This window comes from Pseudonocardia sp. ICBG601, assembly GCF_020496245.1.
In genome coordinates, this window is sequence record NZ_JAHLJA010000148.1 from 2245046 (window position 1) to 2268947 (window position 23902).

Here is a 23902-nt window from a genome sequence, read left to right on the forward strand (position 1 = left end):
CGGTCGCGCGGCTCCGGCGCACCGGCACCGCCCGCCGTCCCCGGTCGCCCGGTCGCGGACGGCGGGCCGCACCGGCGGAGCGCTGGGAGACCGTCGTCCTGCCGCTGTCCCGCAAAGCCTTCCGGGTCCCGGGAATGGCCTCATCGGGTTGTTTACGGGTGCCCGTGAGAGTGATCGACGGGCTCCGGTCTGGACACGTGCACAGGTGTCGACGGCACCGTCTGTCATGGCAGTGATGCGTTCTCCGGTCCCGGAGACCGACGTGATCGCCGGCCGCTACATCCTGGCGACCCATGTCGGTATCGGGTCGACGGCGACGGTGTACCGGGCGTGGGACCCGCACGAGGACCGGGTGGTCGCGGTCAAGCTGTTCCTCGACCGCTGCGACGCCGGTGGCGTGGACCGGCAGTGCCGCGAGCTGCGGACCATGGCGCACCTGGACCACCCGGGCCTGGTGCGGCTGCTGGGCGGGGGAGTCGACCGCGGCCGCCCCTTCCTGGTGTCCGAGCTCGTCGAAGGGAAGACACTCGCGGCCCGGCTGGCCCGTGGCCCGCTGCCGGTCGAGCGGGTCGTCGGGATCGGCGCCGACATCGCGTCGGGTCTCGCGCACCTGCACGCCCGTGGGGTGGTGCACCGCGACGTGAAGCCCGCCAACATCCTGCTCTGTTCCGACACCGGCCGGGCGCGGCTCACCGACTTCGGCATCGCCCGCGTGCTGGGCCACTCCGTGCTGACCCGGACCGACGCCGTCCTGGGCACCGCGGCCTACCTCGCGCCCGAGCAGGTCGCCGGTGAGACCGTCGGGCCCGCCGCGGACGTGCACGCACTCGGCCTTGTCCTGCTCGAGGCGCTCACCGGGGAACGGGAGTACCCGGGGACCACGGTGGAGTCCGCCGTCGCCCGGCTGCACCGGCCACCGCGCGTCCCGGAGGAGCTGCCGGCCCGGCTGCGGCGGACGCTGTCCGACGCGACCCGCCGGCACCCGGAGGAGCGGCCGGCCGCCGCCGACCTCGCCCTCCGCCTCCGGCACCCCCGACGACCGCCGGATCTTCGGCGAGACGGCGGCCCCGGACCGTCGTAGCCTGCGCGGGTGCCGGACATCACCACCTTGATCCTCGACGACCACGCCTGGTTCCGTCGACAGTTCGCCGCGCTGGACGAGCTCCAGGCCCGCGACTCCGATCCCCGTGAGCTCGCCGGCCTCTGGGAGCCGCTCGCCGCGCGCCTCGACGTGCACGCCCTCGCCGAGGAGAAGATCTTCTACCCGCAGCTCCTCGCGCACGGGGAGGACCCGGAGGACGAGACGCTCGACGCCATCGGGGACCACAACGAGATCCGCGACGGCGTCGCGCAGGCCGAGCGCAGCCCGGTCGGCAGCGGCCAGTGGTGGGAGGGGGTGTGGGCCGCCCGCCGCGCCAACGACGAGCACATGGGCGAGGAGGAGAACGAGGGCCTCGCCAACTTCCGCCTGAACGCCACCACCGGCCTGCGCGAGTCGCTCGGCCGGCAGTTCGCCGAGTTCCTCGACGCCCACCCCACCACCGCGGGCCTCGACAACTCCGACAAGGACCCCGAGGGCTACGTCGAGGAGGTCCAGGCCGAGATCGACCCGTCCGACCCGACCCGTGACGGGCTCGGCATCGGCAGTCTGAAGGGGAAGTAGACATGGCCGTGCACGACCACCTCCTGCGGGAGAAGGCACCCATCCCCACGACCGCCTGGAAGGCCGTCGACGACGAGGCGCGTGAGCGCCTGACCCCGCTCCTGGCCGGGCGCCGCCTCGCGGACTGGACCGGGACCGCGGGCTGGCAGACGTCGTCGGTCGACCTCGGTCGCTCGCAGCGGCTCGACGGGCCGCCGCCGGGCGTCGCCGTCGACGGCATCACGGCCCGCCTGCGCCGGGTGCAGCCGCTCGCCGAGTTCCGGGTCCCGTTCACGGTGTCCCGCGACGAGATCGACGACCTGCAGCGCGGCGCGCAGGACCCGGAGTTCGACGACCTCGCCCGCGCCGCCCGTGCGGCCGCCGCGATCGAGAACCGCGCGATCTTCCACGGCTGGCCGGAGGCCGGCTTCGAGGGAATCGCGGACGTCTCGCCCTACGACACCGTGGCCCTGGGCGACAACCCCGAGACCTACCCCGGCGCCGTCGCCCGCGCGGTGGACCAGCTGCGCCGCAACGGCATCGAGGGCCCCTACGCGATGGCGATCGCGCCCGAGGGCTACACCCGCATCGTGGAGACCGCCGAGCACGGCGGCTACCCGCTGTTCGAGCACCTGAGCCGCATCCTCGGCGGGCAGATCCTGCGCGCCCACGGCCTCGACGGTGCCGTGGTCGTCAGCCAGCGCGGCGGGGACTTCCTGCTCGACGTCGGCCAGGACCTGGCGATCGGCTACTCCGACCACGACGCCCGCGAGGTGCACCTCTACCTGGAGGAGAGCTTCACCTTCCGCGCCGTCGAGCCGGACGCGAGCGTGCGCCTGCGCTGACCCGCGGACCCGCCACCGGCCGTGCCCCGTCGTGATCCGGCGGGGCACGGTCGTGTGCGGAAAGTGTGCCCCCGGCAGGACTCGAACCTGCGACCTAGAGATTAGAAGGCTCTTGCTCTATCCAGCTGAGCTACGAGGGCCGGCCGCCCCGGACCTCGTCCGGTGCGCTCCCACCGTAGCGAGGAGGGCAAGCGATCACGGCCGCGGCACCGCCGTCAGGAACCACCGATCCGGCCCGTGTGCTGGGCGGAGTGCCATCCGACCGGTTGAAGCACACGCCGAACGGGCCTCGCCTGCGACGCTGACGGACCGTGACGTCCATACTGTCCCCATGGTGCTGGGACTGCGATCCGCGCTCGGGTCGGATGTGGGCCGTCGCCGGACGTCGAACCAGGACTCCGGAGCGACGACCGGCCGACTGCTGATCGTGGCCGACGGGATGGGCGGTCACGCCCACGGCGAGATCGCGAGTGCGACGACGGTGTCGGTGTTCACCGAGCTGGAGGCCCGCCTCCCGCAGGACCTCACCGACATCGACCTCGCCGCCGAGCTGACCGAGGCGCTCAACGACGCCACGGACCGGCTCGCCCGGCGCGCCGCGGACGAGCCGGAGATGCGGGGGATGGGCACGACGGTCGTCTCGCTCCTCCTCACCGGTGACCAGCTCGCGCTCGCCCACATCGGGGACTCGCGCATCTACCTGCTGCGGGGCGGCGAGCTGAGCCGTCTCACCCACGACCACACGATGGTCCAGCAGCTCGTCGACCAGGGCCAGATCACCCTCGAGGAGGCGGCGCACCACCCGCGCCGCTCCGTCCTGATGCGTGCGCTGAGCACCGACCACGCGCCGGACCCGGACCTCGACCGTGTCGACATCCTCGCCGGGGACCGCTACCTGCTCTGCTCGGACGGTGTCACCGCGGTGCTCGACGACGAGGCCCTGCACCGCGAGCTCGCCTCCGGCGCCGAGCCGGACCAGGTCGTCACCCAGCTCATCGCACTCGCCAACGAGGGCGGCGGGCCCGACAACATCACCGCGATCGTCGCCGACGTCGTGGAGATCGACGACGTCGACGGCCCGGGTCAGGACCTGCGGATCGCCGGGGCCGTCGCCGAGATCGCCACCGCGGACTGACCCTCAGCGCCGGGCCACCACCCGGCGCAGCCGCACCGTGCGGACCGCCGAACGGTGCGCCGCGAGGTCCGCCCGGGCCCGCTCCGGCAGATCGGGCGGGTAGACGCCGGCCGCGCACAGCTCGTCCGCCCCGTCCGATGGTTCGACCCCGTCGAGGGTGAAGTCGAGACGGTCGTCGGCGAGTACGGCGAAGTCCGCGGCGGCCGCGAGCCACTCCGGGTGTTCGACGGCCGACCGGTGCCGCCACGCGTCACGCACCGCCTTCCTCAGCGCGCCCCCACCCCAGCCGAACGACCGGGGCGCCGGCACCAGGACCGAGATGAGGCCGTGCGGGGCGAGTACCCGCCGCAGCTCCGCGAACAGACCGTCGATGTCCCATAGGTGGGGGAGCAGCATCGGGACGGCGACCCGGTCCACCGACCGCGTCCGCAGCGGGAGCGCCACGGGCGACGCCGTGATCCACAGGGGCTCACTGTTCCCCGCCTCCACCACCAGCCGCCCGGCGACGACGGTCGCCCGGACCCGACTCGTCGCACCCGGGGTTCGGCACCAGGCCGCTGCGGTGAGCTCCGCTCCGGCACGCAGCCGGTGCAGGACGGGCGGGAGGACGTCTCCGTCGGGCTGCACGCGCCGAGTCTCGCGTGCCGACGGACGGCTCCCACGGGGCACCACGACGAACGGCCACCCGCGGACGACGATCGTGATCACCCGCCCCGGCCGGTCCCCGTCGAGGACGAGCTCCCGCCTGCCGACCGCTCGTCGCGACCGGACGCCACGACGGACGGTCGAAAAAAATCTTGAAATTAGTTGGCGGGCAGGAGGGCGCGGGACGAACGACGGGTGGAGCGCTGGTTCCGGCCCCCGTCGCGAGCTTCCACTTGCGCGATCGGCGCTGGTCAACCAGTATCCGGAGTGAGCTTGTCAGGGCGACCGTTCGTCGCTCGACAGGGTCGGGCTCGACCGTGGTGCTGTGCGGCCCGGAGACGGGTTTGCCCAGGTCAGCCCGGGTTTCCGACCCCGGTTTGACGTGCCCGAATGCCATGCCGTAACTTTCTTCCTGTCAGCGAGTGAGCCGGACAGAACGGGCCCTGAGAGGCTCGGTCAACAGGCCCCGCGGACAGCGACCCCCGGTGGTTCTCCGAGTTTCTCGGTGTGGTTACCTTTGTGGGTCAAGGCGATCCGTCTTCAGGATCCCGCTTCCTTCTCGGGGGGTTGGGTGATTGCGGTGCGGGTGTCTTTTGAGAACTCAACAGTGTGTCGAGCTATTTATTCGGTTTGGCGTTTTGTGCCAAATTGTTTGTTTGGTTGCAGCATTCGATCCCGTCGGGTGTTGTGGCCAGTTGTTTGTTGTAAGTCAGGGTTTTGTTGGAGAGTTTGATCCTGGCTCAGGACGAACGCTGGCGGCGTGCTTAACACATGCAAGTCGAGCGGTAAGGCCCTTTCGGGGGTACACGAGCGGCGAACGGGTGAGTAACACGTGGGTGACCTGCCCTCCACTCTGGGATAAGCCTGGGAAACTGGGTCTAATACCGGATAGGACCACTGATCGCATGGTTGGTGGTGGAAAGTTTTTTCGGTGGGGGATGGGCCCGCGGCCTATCAGCTTGTTGGTGGGGTGATGGCCTACCAAGGCGGTGACGGGTAGCCGGCCTGAGAGGGCGACCGGCCACACTGGGACTGAGACACGGCCCAGACTCCTACGGGAGGCAGCAGTGGGGAATATTGCGCAATGGGCGGAAGCCTGACGCAGCGACGCCGCGTGGGGGATGACGGCCTTCGGGTTGTAAACCTCTTTCGCCAGGGACGAAGAGCAATTGACGGTACCTGGAGAAGAAGCACCGGCCAACTACGTGCCAGCAGCCGCGGTAACACGTAGGGTGCGAGCGTTGTCCGGAATTATTGGGCGTAAAGAGCTCGTAGGCGGTGTGTCGCGTCGGCCGTGAAAACTTGGGGCTTAACTCTGAGCGTGCGGTCGATACGGGCATCACTTGAGTTCGGCAGGGGAGACTGGAATTCCTGGTGTAGCGGTGAAATGCGCAGATATCAGGAGGAACACCGGTGGCGAAGGCGGGTCTCTGGGCCGATACTGACGCTGAGGAGCGAAAGCGTGGGGAGCGAACAGGATTAGATACCCTGGTAGTCCACGCCGTAAACGTTGGGCGCTAGGTGTGGGGACCATTCCACGGTTTCTGTGCCGCAGCTAACGCATTAAGCGCCCCGCCTGGGGAGTACGGCCGCAAGGCTAAAACTCAAAGGAATTGACGGGGGCCCGCACAAGCGGCGGAGCATGTGGATTAATTCGATGCAACGCGAAGAACCTTACCTGGGTTTGACATGCACCAGACATCCCTAGAGATAGGGCTTCCCTTGTGGTTGGTGTGCAGGTGGTGCATGGCTGTCGTCAGCTCGTGTCGTGAGATGTTGGGTTAAGTCCCGCAACGAGCGCAACCCTTGTTCCATGTTGCCAGCACGTAATGGTGGGGACTCATGGGAGACTGCCGGGGTCAACTCGGAGGAAGGTGGGGATGACGTCAAGTCATCATGCCCCTTATGTCCAGGGCTTCACACATGCTACAATGGCTCATACAGAGGGCTGCGAGACCGTGAGGTGGAGCGAATCCCTTAAAGTGAGTCTCAGTTCGGATCGGGGTCTGCAACTCGACCCCGTGAAGTTGGAGTCGCTAGTAATCGCAGATCAGCAACGCTGCGGTGAATACGTTCCCGGGCCTTGTACACACCGCCCGTCACGTCACGAAAGTTGGTAACACCCGAAGCCGGCGGCCCAACCCTTGTGGAGGGAGCTGTCGAAGGTGGGACTGGCGATTGGGACGAAGTCGTAACAAGGTAGCCGTACCGGAAGGTGCGGCTGGATCACCTCCTTTCTAAGGAGTCCCATCATGTGATGGGGCACCACGAGTGCTCATAAGGGTTTTGCTCTGTTGGGTGTCTGTGGTTCCTTCATTGAATCGCATCAGCAGCCCTGTTCGTGGGTTGGGTGCGTTGGGTGGAACGCAGCACGTCGGACCGTTTGGCTTGGCACACTGTTGGGTCCTGAGAAGACATCTGCGGTTCTTCGGAACGGTGGTTCTTCTTTGGCCGCTCTGGTCGGGGGCTTCCTAACGCCTGCTTGTGTGTGGGTGGTGGTTGTTTCTTGGTTGGGTGTGGTTGTGGGTTGAGTGTTGCATAGTGGATGCGAGCATCTTGTTGTGGTCAAGTTGTTAAGAGCACATGGTGGATGCCTGGGCATCAGGAGCCGATGAAGGACGTGGGAGGCCGCGATAGGCCTCGGGGAGCTGTCAACCGAGCTGTGATCCGAGGGTGTCCGAATGGGGAAACCCAGCGCCCGTCATGGGGCGTTACCCGTACCTGAATTCATAGGGTGCGTGGAGGGAACGTGGGGAAGTGAAACATCTCAGTACCCACAGGAAGAGAAAACAATAGTGATTCCGTGAGTAGTGGCGAGCGAAAGCGGAAGAGGCTAAACCGTGTCCGTGTCAAGCCGGCAGGCGTTGCGGGTGCGGGGTTGTGAGACGTGTCGTTCATCTTCTGCCGAGGATGGGACAGCAAGAGCCTGTGTTAGCGGAACGACTCTGGGATGGTCGGCCGTAGTGGGTGATAGCCCCGTACGCGAAAACACTGGGTTCTGTTGTGGGCGTGTTCTCGAGTAGCAGCGAGCCCGTGAAATTCGCTGTGAATCTGGCGGGACCACCCGTCAAGCCTAAATACTACCTGATGACCGATAGCGGACAAGTACCGTGAGGGAAAGGTGAAAAGTACCCCGGGAGGGGAGTGAAATAGTACCTGAAACCGTGTGCTTACAAGCCGTCAGAGCCTGCAGTGCTTTCGTGGTACAGGGTGATGGCGTGCCTTTTGAAGAATGAGCCTGCGAGTTATGCTTCGTGGCGAGGTTAACCTGTGTGGGGTAGCCGTAGCGAAAGCGAGTCCGAATAGGGCGCTGTAGTCGCGGGGTGTAGACCCGAAGCGGAGTGATCTACCCATGGCCAGGGTGAAGCGTCGGTAAGACGTCGTGGAGGCCCGAACCCACCAGGGTTGAAAACCTGGGGGATGAGCTGTGGGTAGGGGTGAAAGGCCAATCAAACTTCGTGATAGCTGGTTCTCCCCGAAATGCATTTAGGTGCAGCGTCGTGTGTTTCTCACCGGAGGTAGAGCACTGGATGGCCTAGGGGGCCGACAAGCTTACCGAAGTCAGCCAAACTCCGAATGCCGGTGAGTGAGAGCGCGGCAGTGAGACTGCGGGGGATAAGCTTCGTGGTCGAGAGGGAAACAGCCCAGATCACCGGCTAAGGCCCCTAAGCGTGCGCTAAGTGGGAAAGGATGTGGGATCGCCCGGACAACCAGGAGGTTGGCTTAGAAGCAGCCACCCTTGAAAGAGTGCGTAATAGCTCACTGGTCAAGTGGTCCTGCGCCGACAATGTAGCGGGGCTCAAGCGCACCGCCGAAGCCGTGGCAATGACATCTTTAGGTGTTGTTGGGTAGGGGAGCGTCCTGCATCTGGTGAAGCCCGGGAGTGATTTACGGGTGGAGGGTGTGGGAGTGAGAATGCAGGCATGAGTAGCGAATGCAGAGTGAGAATCTCTGCCGCCGGATGACCAAGGGTTCCTGGGCCAGGTTGTTCCGCCCAGGGTGAGCCGGGACCTAAGGCGAGGCCGTCAGGCGTAGTCGATGGACAACGGGTTGATATTCCCGTGCTCGTGATAGTGCGTCCATGCCAAGGCCGGTGATGCTAACCATCCGAACCCACCTCGGCTCCTTCGGGAGTTGTGTTTGTGGGGGAGCGTGGGATCCGATCTGGTAGTAGGCAAGTGATGGGGTGACGCAGGAGGGTAGCTCCGCCACGCGGTGGTTGTCGTGGTGTAAGCCTGTAGCCCGAGTCCTAGGTAAATCCGGGGCTCATCAAAGGGTGAGAGGTGATGCGTAGCCGATTGAGGCGAAGAGGGTGATCCCATGCTGTCGAGAAAAGCCTCTAGCGAGTGCTGTTGCGGCCCGTACCCCAAACCGACACAGGTGGTCAGGTAGAGAATACCGAGGCGATCGAGCGAACTGTGGTTAAGGAATTCGGCAAAATACCTCCGTAACTTCGGGAGAAGGAGGGCCGGTTGTCTTGAGGCTCCTTGCGGGCTAGGGACGGCCGGTCGCAGAGACCAGGCCCAAGCGACTGTTTACTAAAAACACAGGTCCGTGCGAAGTCGCAAGACGATGTATACGGACTGACGCCTGCCCGGTGCTGGAACGTTAAGAGGACCTGTTAGCTCTTCGGGGCGAAGCGGAGAATTTAAGCGCCAGTAAACGGCGGTGGTAACTATAACCATCCTAAGGTAGCGAAATTCCTTGTCGGGTAAGTTCCGACCTGCACGAATGGCGTAACGACTTGGGCGCTGTCTCGACCACAGACTCGGCGAAATTGCACTACGAGTAAAGATGCTCGTTACGCGCGGCAGGACGGAAAGACCCCGGGACCTTTACTATAGCTTGGTATTGGTGCTCGGTTCGGCTTGTGTAGGATAGGTGGGAGACTGTGAAATCGCCACGCCAGTGGTGGTGGAGTCGTTGTTGAAATACCACTCTGGTCGAATTGGGTGTCTTAACCTCGGGCCATGATCTGGTTCAGGGACAGTGCCTGGTGGGTAGTTTAACTGGGGCGGTTGCCTCCCAAAGAGTAACGGAGGCGCCCAAAGGTTCCCTCAGCCTGGTTGGCAATCAGGTGTTGAGTGTAAGTGCACAAGGGAGCTTGACTGTGAGACTGACGGGTCGAGCAGGGACGAAAGTCGGGACTAGTGATCCGGCACCACCTTGTGGAAGGGGTGTCGCTCAACGGATAAAAGGTACCCCGGGGATAACAGGCTGATCTTGCCCAAGAGTCCATATCGACGGCATGGTTTGGCACCTCGATGTCGGCTCGTCGCATCCTGGGGCTGGAGTAGGTCCCAAGGGTTGGGCTGTTCGCCCATTAAAGCGGTACGCGAGCTGGGTTTAGAACGTCGTGAGACAGTTCGGTCCCTATCCGCCGCGCGCGTTGGAGACTTGAGGAAGGCTGTCCCTAGTACGAGAGGACCGGGACGGACGAACCTCTGGTGTGCCAGTTGTCCCGCCAGGGGCACGGCTGGTTGGCTATGTTCGGGAGGGATAACCGCTGAAGGCATCTAAGCGGGAAGCCTGTTCCAAGATGAGGTCTCCCACCACCTTCGAGTGGGTAAGGCTCCCAGTAGATGACTGGGTTGATAGGCCGGAGATGGAAGCCCTGTGAGGGGTGGAGTTGACCGGTACTAATAGGCCGAGGGCTTGCCACAACGAGTTGTTCGCATCCACTGTGTGACCCTGAGTCCACAACCATCCACATCCCCGGTTAATCCCGGGGGTGTGGGGTGGTGTGTGTGCTCGACCCCTGCCCCTAGGTTTTTGGGGGTGGGGTGATAGTTGGATAGTGTTGTCGGTGGTCATTGCGGTAGGGAAACGCCCGGTCCCATTCCGAACCCGGTAGCTAAGCCTTCCAGCGCCGATGGTACTGCACTCGCCAGGGTGTGGGAGAGTAGGTCGTCGCCGACATTCAACTTCATGGGATCTGCCCCGGACTTTCGAGTCCGGGGCATTTCTCATTTCCGGACCCTTTTTCGCTCCGATGCGTTATGCCGGTCCGGGGCGGGATCGGTGCATCCGTTCCCGGCCCTGGCACGGGGTCCTCCGGGGCCGGGGGTCGAGGCGCGTGCTCCCTCGTGGAGTCGCACCCGGTCCCGCACCACCGGTGGGCCGGCGCACCTCGCACGCTTTCCTGCGACCTCACACCCTCTGCAGGGGCTGCGAGGTCGCAGGAACGTGTGCGACGTGCGGTGCCCGGTGCGGCGTGCGCGAAGGCTCCGTTGTAGGAGCGCGGTATCGGTGACTCGTTCCGCCGAGGGAGCTCCTCCGCTGGCGAGAGCGGACACGGTGGCGACGAGCGGGGTCGTGCCGTCTGCTCTCAGTCGCAGAGCGTGCGAGGTCGACGAACGCTGTGCGAGGCGGCACAGGGTGGCCCGGAGAGCGCTGTGTGCGCCGCGGGGCCCGTCGGCCGATGCCGGGCACGTCCGTCGGGTGCGGTGCGCGGCTCGTGGCGGCCACACGGCTCCGCCACCGGGGCGGCCGCCGCCCGCGTCCGTGACGTCCACGGTCGGCGGCCTGCGACGAATCGTGTCGGGGCACGCCGCTGAGCGTCGGAGGCTCGATGCTGTGCGATCGAGAGTCCGCGTCCGGTGCGAGAGGGAGCAGGAGGCGTCGGGCGGGCGATGGTGTCCGCTCCGATCAGGCGGCGGGGTCCCCAGGGCCCGTGTCTCCGGTCGGCAGGGGATAGATGACGTGACGGCGGGATCCGTGCGGCCGCGGTGTCACCGCCCCGGGATGCCGGCTACGGGGATGGACATGTCCGGGTGGGGGGAAGCACACCGGACCGACAGTCGTCGTGGCCGAAGCGGGTCGGGACGGCCGGTCATCCCCAACGGGCACGGTTGTCCACAGGCTCTGACGTGACCCCGTCGACGGGGCGTGGGCGGGTGAAGCTCATGGGGACAACGCACCCCAGAGCCTCGGAGGATCCGATGAGCGACAACACCGCCACCATCGTCGGCAACCTGACCCGCACCCCCGTCCTGCGCTACACCGCGAACAGCATCCCGGTCACGGACCTGACGGTCGCGGTCAACCACCGTCGCAAGGACCCGATGACCGAGCAGTGGCACGACGTCGCGTGCACCTACTACACGGTGACGTGCTGGCGGACCCTGGCCGAGCACGCGGTGCGGACGTTCGAGAAGGGGCACCGCGTCATCGTCATCGGCCGGATGTACGTCGAGGAGTGGACGGGCCGGGAGGGCGACGTGCGGCAGAGCATCCGGATCGAGCCGTCCAGCGTCGGGCTCGACATCCGCTTCTCCCCGGCGGCCGTCGCGCCCCGGCCGTCGGTGTCACAGGGGCCGTCGGTGCCGCAGGCCCGGGGCACCGACGACGCCGCCATGCGATGGGGCACCCCGCCCACCGAAGAGCCGGACCACGACGGGTACGACGACGCCCCGGACGAGGTCGAGAGTGCGGAGCTCGACGAGCTCGCGAGGCTGGCGACCGCACCGGCCTCGAGCGGCTGAGCGGGCCCGATCTACCATCGCATCGTGGCGGATCTGATTTACACGATGCGGAACGTGCGTAAGGCGCACGGCGACAAGGTCATCCTGGAGAACGCGTCGATCAGCTTCCTGCCGGGGGCGAAGATCGGCGTCGTGGGCCCCAACGGCGCCGGGAAGTCGACCGTCCTCAAGATCATGGCAGGGCTGGAGAACGCGAACAACGGCGACGCCTTCCTCAAGCCCGGGGCGACGGTCGGCATCCTCCAGCAGGAGCCCCCGCTCAACGAGGAGAAGACCGTCCTCGGGAACGTCGAGGAGGGCCTCGGCGACGTGAAGGTCAAGCTCGACCGGTACAACGCGATCGCCGAGGAGATGGCGACCAACTACACCGACGAGCTGATGGAGGAGATGGGCCAGCTCCAGGAGGAGCTCGACCACGCCGACGCGTGGGAGATCGACTCCCAGCTCGAGCAGGCGATGGACGCACTGCGTTGCCCGCCCGGGGACGCCGAGGTCACCCACCTCTCCGGTGGTGAGCGCCGGCGCGTCGCGCTGTGCAAGCTTCTGCTGTCCCAGCCCGATCTGCTCCTGCTCGACGAGCCCACCAACCACCTCGACGCCGAGAGCGTCCTGTGGCTCGAGCAGTTCCTCGCGAGCTACCCGGGCGCCGTCCTCGCGGTCACCCACGACCGGTACTTCCTGGACAACGTCGCGGGCTGGATCCTCGAGCTCGACCGCGGACGCACCTTCCCCTACGAGGGCAACTACTCCACCTACCTGGAGAAGAAGGGCGAGCGCCTCGCCGTCCAGGGCAAGAAGGACCAGAAGCTCCAGAAGCGCCTGAAGGAGGAGCTGGCCTGGGTCCGCTCCAACCCGAAGGCCCGCCAGGCGAAGAGCCGCTCGCGGCTCGACCGCTACGAGGAGATGGCGACCGAGGCCGAGCGGCACAAGAAGCTCGACTTCGAGGAGATCCAGATCCCGCCGGGCCCGCGCCTGGGCAGCCAGGTCGTCGAGGTCTCGCACCTCGACAAGGGCTTCGACGGCCGCCAGCTGATCAAGGACCTCTCCTTCACGCTGCCGCGCAACGGCATCGTCGGCGTGATCGGTCCGAACGGTGTCGGTAAGACGACGCTGTTCAAGACGATCGTCGGTCTGGAGCACCCGGACTCCGGCGAGGTCAAGATCGGCGACACGGTCAAGCTGTCGTACGTCGACCAGAACCGCGGCGGGATCGACCCGAAGAAGACCGTCTTCGAGGTGGTCTCCGACGGGCTCGACTACATCCAGGTCGGCAACACCGAGATGCCGTCGCGCGCCTACGTCGCGGCGTTCGGCTTCAAGGGCCCGGACCAGCAGAAGCCGGCCGGGGTCCTGTCCGGTGGTGAGCGCAACCGCCTCAACCTGGCGCTGACGCTCAAGCAGGGCGGCAACCTGATCCTGCTCGACGAGCCGACGAACGACCTGGACGTCGAGACCCTCGGTTCGCTGGAGAACGCGCTCGAGCAGTTCCCCGGCTGCGCCGTGGTCATCTCCCACGACCGCTGGTTCCTAGACCGGACCTGCACGCACATCCTGGCGTGGGAGGGCACGGACGAGAACCCGGCCGAGTGGTTCTGGTTCGAGGGCAACTTCGAGGCCTACGAGAAGAACAAGGTGGAGCGCCTCGGCGCGGAGGCGGCGCGACCGCACCGGGTCACCCACCGTAAGCTCACCCGCGACTGATCACCGCCCGGTCCGGACCTCCCCATCCGGTCGGGCCGGCCCCGGCGACGGGTGACCGGCTCCCTCGGGAGGTCCGGACGGTGGTGTCACTCAGGGGAGGCGATGTGACGTTCGACCTGGGAGGTCGGGCCGCCGGCGCGACGACGGCCGAACTGCGCACGGCGGCGGCCCTGCGCTGGCAGCGGCCCCTGCTCACCGCGGAACTGGCGGAGCAGGCGTGCGCGCGAGCCGTCGCAGACGGTGACGATCTGCGCTGGCTGCAGGCCGCGGGCTGGCTGCTCGACGGCCACGCCGCGGGTGGGGACGCCCGCGACGTCGCCACCGCCGTCGTCGCCGGGGTGACCGGTCATGTCAACCCGGGTGACAGCACGGTCCCCGTGCCCCTCCGCGCGCCCGGCACCGAGGTCCTCACCCGTCCCGAGGGCGCCCGTCTGCGGGTGGAGCTGGCCGGGGTCGCCCAGGCCGACGGGGAGCTCGAGGCGGCTCGGGCACTCGTCGTCGGACTGCCGGACGACGCCCCGGGGGAGGACCAGGGGCTGCTGCGCCTCGACCGGCTCGCGGTCGAGGTGCGCTGCGCACTCGCCGGCGCCTCCGCCGCCGAGCTCGAACGGCTGCGCAGCGACGTCGACGCCTGCGGGTCCGGCTTCGGTGGCGAACCCGCGGCGTACGCGGACCTCGTCGTCGGGTCGGTGCACCGGGCCCGGCGCGAACACGACGCCGCCGTGGACCGCGCGCTGCGCGGCCTGGCCCAGCTCGGATGGACACCGGAACGGCCCGGGTCCCGCCCGCTGTCGACCCACCTCGCCGCGGCACTGCTCAGCCAGTGGATCACTGCGCTGCTCGACTCCGGGCACGTCCCGCCCGACGCGGTCGCCGCGGCCGCCGTGCAGCGCGACGCCGGGGACGCCGGTCGTCAGGGCGTGCTGCTGCGGCTCACGCTCGCCCGGGTGCAGGCGGGGCGCGCGGACCACGCAGCCCGCGCCCTGGTCGAGGCCGCCGACGGCGCCGAACAGGCGGGCGTCCCCGCGCTGGTTGCAGCCTGCCGAACCGCCCAGTCCGAGCTGCACGAGGGCTCGGGCAGGTACCGCGAGGCCCTCGAGACGATGCGGGCCGCGATGGAGGCCGACCAGGTCGATCGCGACCGCGGGACGCGCTTCCGCGCCGCGGTGGCGGCGTTACTGCCGCTCGCCGCCGTCCGCACCAGCACCGCCGAGCGACCCACCCCGTTCCCGCGCACGGGCGGAGCGCCGGCCGTACCCGCCGAGCGTCCGGCTGCGACCGGAGGCGCCGTCGCCGGTGCTCCGACGGGCGGGCCCGGTGTCGGTACCCGGGACAGCGTCGGTCGCGGTACGCCGGAACCGGGGTTCGCCGCGTCCCGCTCCGGCGGTGCGGAGTCGTCCTCCGGCGGGGACCAGCGAGGCGGAGACGACCCTCCCGCCCGGACGCCCGTCGAGGAACGCACGGTCGGTGCCGGGACCGACCGCCCCGCCGGAACCGGCCACACCGAGCCCGAGCACGATCGCCCGACCGACGATCGGCCCCGGGCCGACCGGTCCTCCGCCACGGTGAGCAGGGACGGTCGCGGAGCCGGAGCCGGAGCCGGGGACGTGGACGACGGCGCCACGGGAGCCGGGGCCACGAACGGCCGTCCGGCGAACGACCTCCCCGCGGCCGGACGCTTCCCGGTGCGCTGGGCGCCGTCGGAGAGCCTGCTCTTGGGCCCCGGCACGACGAACGGTGCCGCAACCGCCGACCCGTCGCCCGCCGACCGCACCGTGGAGCGGTCCACCGGCGCGAACCGGAACGGTCACCGTCCCGGCGAGGCCGGCCTCACGACGGATGCGTCGTCGGCGACCGGTACGCCGGGCACGACCCACACCACAGGAACCACCGGTACGCCGGACACGACGGGCGCCGCAGGATCGTTTGACCGGGCGTCGGACGACACGACGGACACCGGAGGTCGACGACCCGCGGGCATCGACCCCGCCGACCCGCTGGGCGTCTCCGGGCTCCTCGCGGACGGGCCGGCACCAATGGCACCCCGGGACCCGTCGTGGACCGGGCCGTCGTGGACCCCCGACGCGGCAGGCGGTTCGCCGCTCGCCGACGCCCTCCTGGCCGAGTGGCGCGCCCCCGAGCCGCCTGCGGCCACGCACCGCAACGGGTCCCACGGCCCGGCTGACGTCGTTCCGCGGAACGGAGCACGGCACGACGGGGCCCACCGGTCCGGCGACGGCGACGGGGCCGACCCGGCAGCCGGGCCAGGCCCCGTCGACGGTCACCGGAACGGGGCTCCCGCTCCGGAGCCGGCCGTCGCCGCCGAGCGGGCTGCGAATGAGCCGGCCGTCGAGGCCGAGCGGGCTGTGGACGAGCCGGCCGTCGTCGCCGAGCGGGCTGCGGGCGAGTCGACCCTCGCCGAGGCCGACCCGAGGTCCGGTCGGGCGAGCGCGCGCGCCGCGGCCCGTGTCCCGGACAGCGGCCCGGCAGCGGCACCGACCGCCCCCGCGGCCCCGACGGGTCCACCCGGTCCGGCGGAGCGGTCGATCGTCCTCGACCTCGTCGACGGCGACCTCGAGACCGTCACCGGTACGGCGGCGGTGGGGGCCCTGCACGACGTGGTCACCCGGGCCCGCCGGTTGGTTCCGCCGTCCGGGACCACACGTCGCGACGACGACACGGTGCGGGTCACCCTGCCCGACGTCGACCACGTCACCGTCCTGCTCTGGGCACGGTCGCTCGCGACGCACCTCGGCGGTCGCGTGCGCCGGGGCGGGCTGCGGGCGGGGACGTCCCTGCGGATGCAGGCCGTCGGACCGCACGGTGTCGAGGGCGACGAGATCGTCACCGAGCTGACCGGGCCGGACACGCCGGCGCCCCTCCCTGAGGCGCCCTCGGCCCGGGTCGGTGGGCACTCCGGCGCCGCGCAGACCGGGGACGCGGGGTCGGGTGCCGGTGAGCCGTCGGCCGCCTCGGAGCCGGTCGCGGGGCCGGCGCTGGCGACGCCGCTGGACCTGTCCGGCGAGCGCGCGGCCCGGGGCGGGCGGCGACGGGCCGCCGGCGACGGGACGGCGTCGTTGAGCGCCGTCGGTCTCACCGTGCGGCCCGGGAGCGGCGGGCGGCGGCGCTCCGACGGAGCCGTCCGGGACCCGGCGGCCCGCGACCGGACAGTCCGGAGCCCGGCCGCCCGCGACTCCGGTGCCCGGGATCGTGGCCCCGGACACCTCGCCGAGCCGCACCCCTCCGCCCGCGACGAGGCCCGAGACGGGGCCCGCGGCGCTGCGGGCGGCGACCCCACCGGACCGGCGAGCGATGAGCGGGCGCAGGTGTGGGGCGGTTCCGCCCCGGCGGACCCCATGTCGGTGCCGGACCCGTTGGACACCCGGTTCGCGCTGCCCCCGGAGCCGGATCGGCGCCTCGCCGAGGCGGTCCGGGCCCACCTCGACCTCCCCGGGCCGGACGGCGCCGCCTCCCGCTACGACGGCCCGGCCCGTGAACGTTCCGGGCTGCCGGTGCGGTGGTCCGGGGTCGACGACGGAGCGGGGGAGTCCGCGCTGCCGCGTCGTCGTGGGCGGGACACCACCCCACCGGCCGATGACGGACACGGCGGGACCGCCGGTCTGTTCGACGGGGGCGGGACCACGTCCGCCCGGGTCGCCGGCCACCGTGCGTCCGGCGAGCCCGACGGCAGTGGCGTGGGCGCGGGGACCTGGACGTTGCGTACCGCGACCGGACCGACCGTGGTGCGGGGCGCAGCGGCCGTCTTCGCCCCGACGCCCGGCGATGCTGCCGCGACCGGCGATGCTGCCGCGACCGGCGATGCTGCCGCGACCGGCGATGCTGCCGCGACCGGCGACGCTGCCGCGACCGGCGACGCTGCCGCGCGCGGTGACGCTTTCGCGCGCGGTGACGCTGCCGCGAGCGGCGACGACGAACCGGCGACCGGCGCCGTCCACACTCCGACGACGGACGTACGACCCGGCGGGAACCGACCCGGCGGGAACCGACCGGACGCAGGCGGACGCCGGACGCCGGGCGCCGGTCCCGCGACCCGACGGGCCCGCTCCCGCCGAGCGGTCCCCGCGGACGGATCGGTGCCGTCGGACGCCGCGGACCGGGAGGACGGCCCGGCCACGAGGGACGAGCCGCCGACGGGGCCCTCGCGCGACGACGCATCTACCCCGGCCGGGACGCGGGACGGCGCGTCACCCGTGACGCCCGGACGGCAGGACAGCGCTGCCGGCGCCCCGGCGACGACGTCGGCACCGGCCGACGGCACACCGGGCGCCCCGGCCACGCCGGCCCCGTCCGACCCCGCCGGCATCCCCGAGGACATGGGCCTCGCCGATCTCCTCGCCGGGGCCCTCGCGGCCTACCGCGAGATCTGACCGGCCGCCGGGAACCGCTCGCCCGGTCGTCGCGGGCGCGGCCGTCCCGGTCCGCCGATGGTGTCGGTACCTCGGGATAGGGTGACGGCCGTCAGCACACGCACGGGGCCGGAGTGGATCGTGAGCAGCGGGACGACGGGGCAGACCGGGAACACCACGAGCACCGACGGGCCGGGCGGTGATCCCCGCCCCGGGAGCGGTGCCGCCGCGGACCTCGTCCGTCTCTACGCCCGGCACACCCCCGAGACCGACGCGACCGGCGGCGCGGAGCTGCCCGGGCCGGCGACCGTCGTCGACACCCATCTCGCGCTCGGTGCGCACCGCGAACCCGGCCGGGCCGCCGTCCGGGTGGCCGCCGCCGGGGGAGACGCGGTGACGGTCGACATCGTCACCGACGACATGCCCTACATCGTCGAGTCGGCGCTCGCCGGGATCGGCCGGGCCGGCGGCACCGCGCGGCGCGTCGTGCACCCGATCCTGGTCGTGCACCGCGCCGCCGACGGCACGCTGACCGGCGTCGACACCGCCGCCGACCCGACCGACCCCACCGAGGGGGCCTCGGTCGAGTCGTGGATGCACGTCGACGTCGTGTCCTCCGGGGATCTCGACCCCGACGCGCTGCACGCCGAGCTGGAGCACACGCTCGCCGCGGTCCGGCAGGTCGTCGACGACACCGCCGCGATGACCCTGCGCGCCCGCGCCCTCGCCGACGACCTCTCCGGCACCGGTGCCGCCACGGCCGCCGACGCCGACGAGGGGGACGTGCACCCGGCCGAGGTCGCGGACCTGCTGCGCTGGCTGGTCGACGACCACTTCGTCTTCGTCGGCTACCGCCACTACTCCCGGCGCACCGACAGCGGGGGCGACCCGGACGGGCGGCTGCGGCCCGACACCGACACCGGTCTCGGCGTGCTGCGCCCCGGCGACGCCGGCGCGAACGTCTTCCTCCCCGAGGAGACCGGCGCCGCCGACCCCGCGGGCCTGCTCGTGTTCACCCGCGCCAGCGAGCGCAGCCGGGTGCTGCGCGCGGTGCACCCGTACTACGTGGGTGTCCGCACCCGCGACGCCGACGGGACCGTCACCGGCGAGCACCGCTTCCTCGGGATGCTGACCGTCCCGGCCCGGCACGAGTCGGTCCTGGACATCCCGGTCGTCGCCCGCCGCATCCGTGGCGCCATCCGGCGCGCGGGCTTCCCGGCCGACTCCTACTCCGGGCAGCAGATGCTCGAGGTGTTCTCCCAGCTGCCGCGCGCGGAGCTGTTCACCTCGTCGCAGGAGCGGCTGCACGACACCGCCGTCGGCGTACTGGAGGCGGGCGCCCGCCGCGCGGTGCGGCTGTTCGTGCACCCCGACCCCTACCGCCGCTTCCTGTCCTGCCTGGTCTACCTGCCGCGTGACCGCTACACGACCGCGACCCGGCTGCGGATCACCGACATCCTGCGCACCCGGCTCGGCGGCACCGACGTCAGCTACACCGCCCAGGTCGGCGACGTCGAGCTGGCGCTGCTGCACCTGACGATCACCACCGACCCCGGCGCCGAGCCGGCCACGGTGGACCTGGCCGAGCTGCAGGACCACGTCGCCGAGGCGACCCGGACCTGGGACGACCTGCTCGTCGCCGCGCTCGGCGACGCCGGGCCCGCCGCCCGGCCGATGCTGGCCGGAGTCCCCGAGTCCTACAAGGCGACGGTGACCCCGCTGCGCGCCGTCGAGGACCTGCGGCGGCTGATGACGCTGGGGGAGAAGGGCGAGGACGCGTTCGACCTGCGGCTGTACCGCAGCATCGAGGGCGACATCCGGTTCGCGCTCTACGTCGGCGACGACCCGGTCACCCTCACCGGTGTGCTGCCGCTGCTGCAGCAGCTCGACGTCGAGGTCGTCGACGAGCGGCCCTACGAGTTCCGCCGCCCCGACGGCCGTCGCTGCTGGCTCTACGACTTCGGGCTCCGGCCCCCGCAGCCCGCCGGTGCCCCCGCGGTCCCCACTGTCACCGTCGAGGACGCCGGTCGTCGCTTCGAGGAGGCGTTCGCCGCGGCCTGGCGGGGCGACGCCGAGTCCGACCGGTTCTCCGCGCTCGTCCTGCGGGCCGGTCTGCACTGGCGCGAGGCCGCCGTCCTGCGGGCCTACAGCCGCTACACCCGCCAGCTCGGCGGGCTGTTCACCCTGCAGTACACGGCCGGCGTCCTGGTCGCGCACCCGCAGGTCGCGCAGGGTCTGATCACCCTGTTCCGGGCCCGGTTCGACCCGGCCACCACCGACGCCGACGAGCGCGAGGCCGCCCACCAGCGGGCCCTGGAGAACGTCACCACCCTGATCGACCAGGTCTCCGGTCTCGACGCCGACCGCATCCTGCGAGGCCTGCTCGCGGTCATCGAGGCGACGCTGCGGACCAACTGGTTCCGGGGCCGCCCGTTCTTCTCCTTCAAGCTGGACCCGGCCGCCGTGCCGGACATGCCGCTGCCCCGCCCGCGGTTCGAGATCTTCGTGTACTCGCCCGCGGTGGAGGGCGTGCACCTGCGGTTCGGCCCGGTCGCCCGCGGCGGTCTGCGCTTCTCCGACCGCCAGCAGGACTACCGCACCGAGGTGCTCGGCCTGGTGAAGGCCCAGGCGGTGAAGAACGCCGTCATCGTCCCGGTCGGGGCGAAGGGCGGGTTCGTCGTGCGCAGGCCCGGACCGGCGCCCGAGCACGTCCGCGACTGCTACCGGACCTTCATCTCCGGGCTGCTCGACATCACCGACAACCTGCTGACCCACGCCGACGGCGCCACCGAGACGCTGCCGCCCACCGACGTGGTGCGTCATGACGGCGACGACTCCTACCTCGTCGTCGCCGCGGACAAGGGCACCGCCACGTTCTCCGACCTGGCCAACTCCGTCGCCGAGTCCTACGGCTTCTGGCTGGGCGACGCGTTCGCCTCCGGCGGCTCGGTCGGCTACGACCACAAGGCCATGGGCATCACCGCCCGCGGCGCGTGGGAGTCGGTCAAGCGGCACTTCCGCGAGCTGGGCGTCGACACCCAGCGCGAGGAGTTCACCGTCGTCGGCGTCGGCGACATGTCCGGCGACGTGTTCGGCAACGGGATGCTGCTGTCGGAGCACATCCGGCTGGTCGCCGCGTTCGACCACCGGCACGTGTTCGTCGACCCGGCCCCGGACGCCGCGACCTCCTACGCCGAGCGGCGCAGGCTCTTCGAGCTGCCCCGCAGCTCGTGGGCCGACTACGACACCTCCCTGATCAGCGCCGGTGGCGGGGTGTGGCCGCGGACGGCGAAGAAGGTCCCGGTCGGGCCGGAGATCCGGGCCGCGCTCGGGCTGGCCGACACGGTCACCGCGATGTCCCCGCCCGAGCTGATCCACGCGATCCTGCTCGCCCCCGCCGACCTGCTGTGGAACGGCGGCATCGGCACCTACGTCAAGGCGTCCGGCGAGACCGACGGCGAGGTGGGGGACAAGGCCAACGACGCCATCCGGGTCGACGGCCGCGCACTGCGGGTGCGCGTCGTCGGCGAGGGCGGCAACCTCGGGCTCACCCAGCGCGGGCGGATCGAGTTCGCCCGCCTCGGCGGCCCGGACGGCGCCGGCGGCCGGGTCAACACCGACGCCATCGACAACTCCGCGGGCGTCGACTGCTCCGACCACGAGGTCAACATCAAGATCCTGCTGGACCGCCCGGTCGCGGACGGCTCCCTGGACCGCGACGCCCGCAACGAGCTGCTCGCGTCGATGACCGACGAGGTGTCCGCCCTCGTGCTCGCCGACAACGTCGCGCAGAACGAGGTGCTCGGCGTCGCGCGCGCCCACGCCCCGGGCATGGTCGGCGTGCACGCCCGGATGGTCACCGACCTCGCCGGGCGCACCGGGCTCGACCGCACGCTGGAGGTCCTGCCCGACGAGGCGGGGTTCGCCCGCCTGGCCGCCGACGGTCTCGGCCTCACCGGCCCCGAGCTGGCGACGTTGCTCGCCCACACCAAGCTCGACCTGACCCACCGGCTGCTGCAGACCGACCTGCCCGACCTGCCGGCGTTCGCGCCGACGCTGCCCGGCTACTTCCCGCACCCGCTGCGGGAGCGCTTCGACCACGCCGTGCGCAACCACCCGCTGCGTCGCGAGATCATCGGGACGTCGCTGGTCAACGACATGGTCGACGGCGCCGGGATCAGTTACGCGTTCCGGCTGGGCGAGGAGATCTCCGCGGGCCCCGACGACGTGCTGCGCGCCTACACCGTCACCACCCGCGTGTTCGGGCTGCCTGCGCTCTGGGAGGCCGTCCGCCGGGCCGAGGTCCCCGTCCCGATCGCCGACGCGGTGGTGCTGGAGTCGCGGCGGCTGCTCGACCGGGTGTCGCGCTGGTTCCTGACCAACCGGCCGCAGCCGCTCGCCGTCGGCGCGGAGGTCAACCGGTTCGCCGGCCCCATCGCGGAGCTGCGGGCCCGGCTGCCCGAGCTGCTGCAGGGCCGCGAGCTCGACGCGGTGCAGGAACGTGCCGCGGAGCTGCGCGCCTGCGGGGTGCCCGAGGAGATGGTGGAGTCGGCCGCGCTGTCGCTCTACGCCTACGGGCTGCTCGACGTCGTCGAGCTGGTGGAGCTGTCCGACCGCGAGGCCGAGCCGCGGCCCGGCGCCGAGGTGGCCCGCCTGTACTACGCGCTGTCCGAGCACCTCGGCGTCGACCAGGCGCTGACCGCGGTGTCCCGGCTCGACCGCGGGGACCGCTGGCACGCGCTGGCGCGGCTCGCACTGCGTGACGACCTCTACGGGTCGCTGCGCTCGATCACCCTCGACGCGCTGCGCGAGACCCCGCCCGGCACGGGTGTCGACGACGCGATCGCCGCCTGGGAGCAGGCGAACTCCTCGAAGCTCGCGCGCGCCCGCAGTGCGCTGGAGGAGATCGGGGCGTCGGCGTCGCTGGACCTCGCGACCCTGTCGGTGATCTCGCGTCAGCTGCGCGGACTGGCCCGGTAGGAGCTCCCCGTGACCGCCTTCGTCGCCGAGGTCCCGCTGCGCTGGACCGACCAGGACGCCTACCGGCACGTCAACCACGCCCGGATAGTCACGCTCATCGAGGAGGCCCGCGTCGCGCTGGCCTTCACCGCCGCCGGGCGGGAGGGGCTCGCCGGGTTCTCCTCCGGGCTGCTCGTCGCCGGGCTGCACGTGGAGTACAAGCGGCAGCTGCCGTGGCGGCCCGAGCCGCTGCGGTGTGCGATCACCGTGCGGGAGCTGCGGGCCGCGTCGTTCGTCCTCGACTACGCCCTGCACGACGGGCCCGGCGCGGACGAGCCGGTCGCGGTCACCGCCTGGACCCGGATGGCCCTCTACGACCTCGAGGCGGACCGGGTCCGCCGGCTCACCGCCGACGAGCGGGACTTCCTCGAGCGCCACCTGGGAGACGTGTCGTGACCCTGCGACTGGCGGACGCGACCGAGCGCGACGACCTCGGCGCGTTCACCGCGCGCGTCGCCCGGCTCGACCAGACCGCCGCGATCCGGCTCACCGCCGGTGCCGGCCGGGTCACCGCGTGGGCCCGCACCCCGTTCGACGTGCTCGTGACCCGGTCGGTGGCCGGGGAGCTCGACCCGGCACTGCCGGTCACCGCGCAGGCGTCGATGCTGCTGACGGCGCTGGCCGTCGACCGCTCCGCCGCGGTCGACCCCGGCCCGCCCGCGCCGTGGCTCGACGAGCTCCCGCCCGACGACGGCTGGTCCCGGGTCGACGACGTCCCCGCCGCGGAGCTCGACGAGCTCGCCGACCGGGGGCTGGCACTGGCCCGGGAGCACGCGGGCCCGATGGGACCGCCGGCGTCGCTGCTGGACCAGACGGTGCTGACGGTGTCCCCGCCGGACGCGGGCCGCCCGGTGACCGTGCCGATGCGGGTGCTGTTCGCGATGTCCGGGATGGGGTTCCTCGGCTCGGCGCCGCAGGAGACCGACGGGCCGCGGGTACGGGTGTCCGCGTCGGGGTCGTGGATGCGGCTCGACGCCCGGTACGGGGCGGTGGTGAAGCGGCGCGTGGTGTCGCTGCCGCTGTCGGTCGCGCGCTGACGGACCGGGCCCGCAGCCGGGGACGGC

Annotated in this window: 11 protein-coding genes, 1 tRNA gene and 3 rRNA genes; 13 read left to right on the forward strand and 2 right to left on the reverse strand. The window is 70.7% G+C overall.

Translation table 11 applies throughout. The features are described 5' to 3' along the window. The first annotated feature begins 235 nt into the window (after positions 1 to 235). Genes KPL57_RS40090 through KPL57_RS40100 form a run of 3 tightly spaced genes read left to right on the forward strand, consistent with a single transcriptional unit; the run spans position 236 to position 2487 of the window. A complete protein-coding gene (locus KPL57_RS40090) occupies positions 236 to 1081 on the forward strand; it encodes a serine/threonine-protein kinase (protein ID WP_226355675.1) in 846 nt (281 codons plus the stop codon). Positions 1082 to 1090: 9 nt separating this feature from the next. Continuing rightward, positions 1091 to 1663: a hemerythrin domain-containing protein gene (locus KPL57_RS40095; RefSeq protein ID WP_226355676.1), complete on the forward strand. Its 573-nt coding sequence runs from the start codon at positions 1091 to 1093 to the stop codon at positions 1661 to 1663. A gap of 2 nt (positions 1664 to 1665) precedes the next feature. Continuing rightward, positions 1666 to 2487, forward strand: a complete 822-nt coding sequence (locus KPL57_RS40100) for a family 1 encapsulin nanocompartment shell protein (RefSeq protein WP_226355677.1) — start codon at positions 1666 to 1668, stop codon at positions 2485 to 2487. Positions 2488 to 2553: 66 nt separating this feature from the next. Here the strand turns inward: KPL57_RS40100 and KPL57_RS40105 are convergent. Then, positions 2554 to 2627: transfer RNA gene (locus KPL57_RS40105), tRNA-Arg, on the reverse strand. A 191-nt stretch (positions 2628 to 2818) separates the two neighbouring features. Here KPL57_RS40105 and KPL57_RS40110 point away from each other — a divergent pair. Next, entirely contained in the window at positions 2819 to 3622 is an 804-nt protein-coding gene (locus KPL57_RS40110) for a PP2C family serine/threonine-protein phosphatase (RefSeq protein WP_226355678.1), read from the forward strand. Positions 3623 to 3625: 3 nt separating this feature from the next. Here KPL57_RS40110 and KPL57_RS40115 read toward each other — a convergent pair whose 3' ends face one another. Continuing rightward, a complete protein-coding gene (locus KPL57_RS40115; RefSeq protein ID WP_226355679.1) occupies positions 3626 to 4249 on the reverse strand; it encodes a methyltransferase domain-containing protein in 624 nt (207 codons plus the stop codon). Positions 4250 to 4984: 735 nt separating this feature from the next. Between KPL57_RS40115 and KPL57_RS40120 the strand changes: the two genes are divergently transcribed. The 9 genes from KPL57_RS40120 to KPL57_RS40165 all read left to right on the forward strand — a co-directional run bounded on the left by KPL57_RS40120 (position 4985) and on the right by KPL57_RS40165 (position 23875). Continuing rightward, positions 4985 to 6504: ribosomal RNA gene (locus KPL57_RS40120) — 16S ribosomal RNA — on the forward strand. A gap of 326 nt (positions 6505 to 6830) precedes the next feature. After that, a 23S ribosomal RNA gene (locus KPL57_RS40125) occupies positions 6831 to 9930 on the forward strand. Positions 9931 to 10069: 139 nt separating this feature from the next. Next, positions 10070 to 10186: ribosomal RNA gene (gene rrf / locus KPL57_RS40130) — 5S ribosomal RNA — on the forward strand. Together the 16S, 23S and 5S rRNA genes form the textbook arrangement of a ribosomal RNA operon. Positions 10187 to 11208: 1022 nt before the next feature. Then, positions 11209 to 11751: a single-stranded DNA-binding protein gene (locus KPL57_RS40135; protein ID WP_226355680.1), complete on the forward strand. Its 543-nt coding sequence runs from the start codon at positions 11209 to 11211 to the stop codon at positions 11749 to 11751. Positions 11752 to 11775: 24 nt separating this feature from the next. Continuing rightward, positions 11776 to 13452, forward strand: a complete 1677-nt coding sequence (ettA, locus tag KPL57_RS40140; protein WP_226355681.1) for an energy-dependent translational throttle protein EttA — start codon at positions 11776 to 11778, stop codon at positions 13450 to 13452. Between the two features lie 104 nt (positions 13453 to 13556). Further along, positions 13557 to 17840, forward strand: a complete 4284-nt coding sequence (locus KPL57_RS67805) for a hypothetical protein (RefSeq protein WP_264198722.1) — start codon at positions 13557 to 13559, stop codon at positions 17838 to 17840. Between the two features lie 57 nt (positions 17841 to 17897). Next, entirely contained in the window at positions 17898 to 22799 is a 4902-nt protein-coding gene (locus KPL57_RS40155; protein WP_264198723.1) for an NAD-glutamate dehydrogenase, read from the forward strand. A 9-nt stretch (positions 22800 to 22808) separates the two neighbouring features. Further along, entirely contained in the window at positions 22809 to 23234 is a 426-nt protein-coding gene (locus tag KPL57_RS40160) for a thioesterase family protein (RefSeq protein ID WP_226355684.1), read from the forward strand. Further along, a complete protein-coding gene (locus tag KPL57_RS40165; protein WP_226355685.1) occupies positions 23231 to 23875 on the forward strand; it encodes a hypothetical protein in 645 nt (214 codons plus the stop codon). Before KPL57_RS40160 ends, KPL57_RS40165 begins: the two co-directional genes overlap by 4 nt. Positions 23876 to 23902 lie beyond the last annotated feature (27 nt).

What these genes read in the sequence shown, in the direction of transcription:
- KPL57_RS40135 (WP_226355680.1), top strand. Translation starts at nt 11,209, where the DNA reads ATGAGCGACAACACCGCCACCATCGTCGGCAACCTGACCCGCACCCCC.
- KPL57_RS40110 (WP_226355678.1), top strand. Translation starts at nt 2,819, where the DNA reads ATGGTGCTGGGACTGCGATCCGCGCTCGGGTCGGATGTGGGCCGTCGC.
- KPL57_RS40090 (WP_226355675.1), top strand. Translation starts at nt 236, where the DNA reads ATGCGTTCTCCGGTCCCGGAGACCGACGTGATCGCCGGCCGCTACATC.
- KPL57_RS40100 (WP_226355677.1), top strand. Translation starts at nt 1,666, where the DNA reads ATGGCCGTGCACGACCACCTCCTGCGGGAGAAGGCACCCATCCCCACG.
- KPL57_RS40155 (WP_264198723.1), top strand. Translation starts at nt 17,898, where the DNA reads ATGGTGTCGGTACCTCGGGATAGGGTGACGGCCGTCAGCACACGCACG.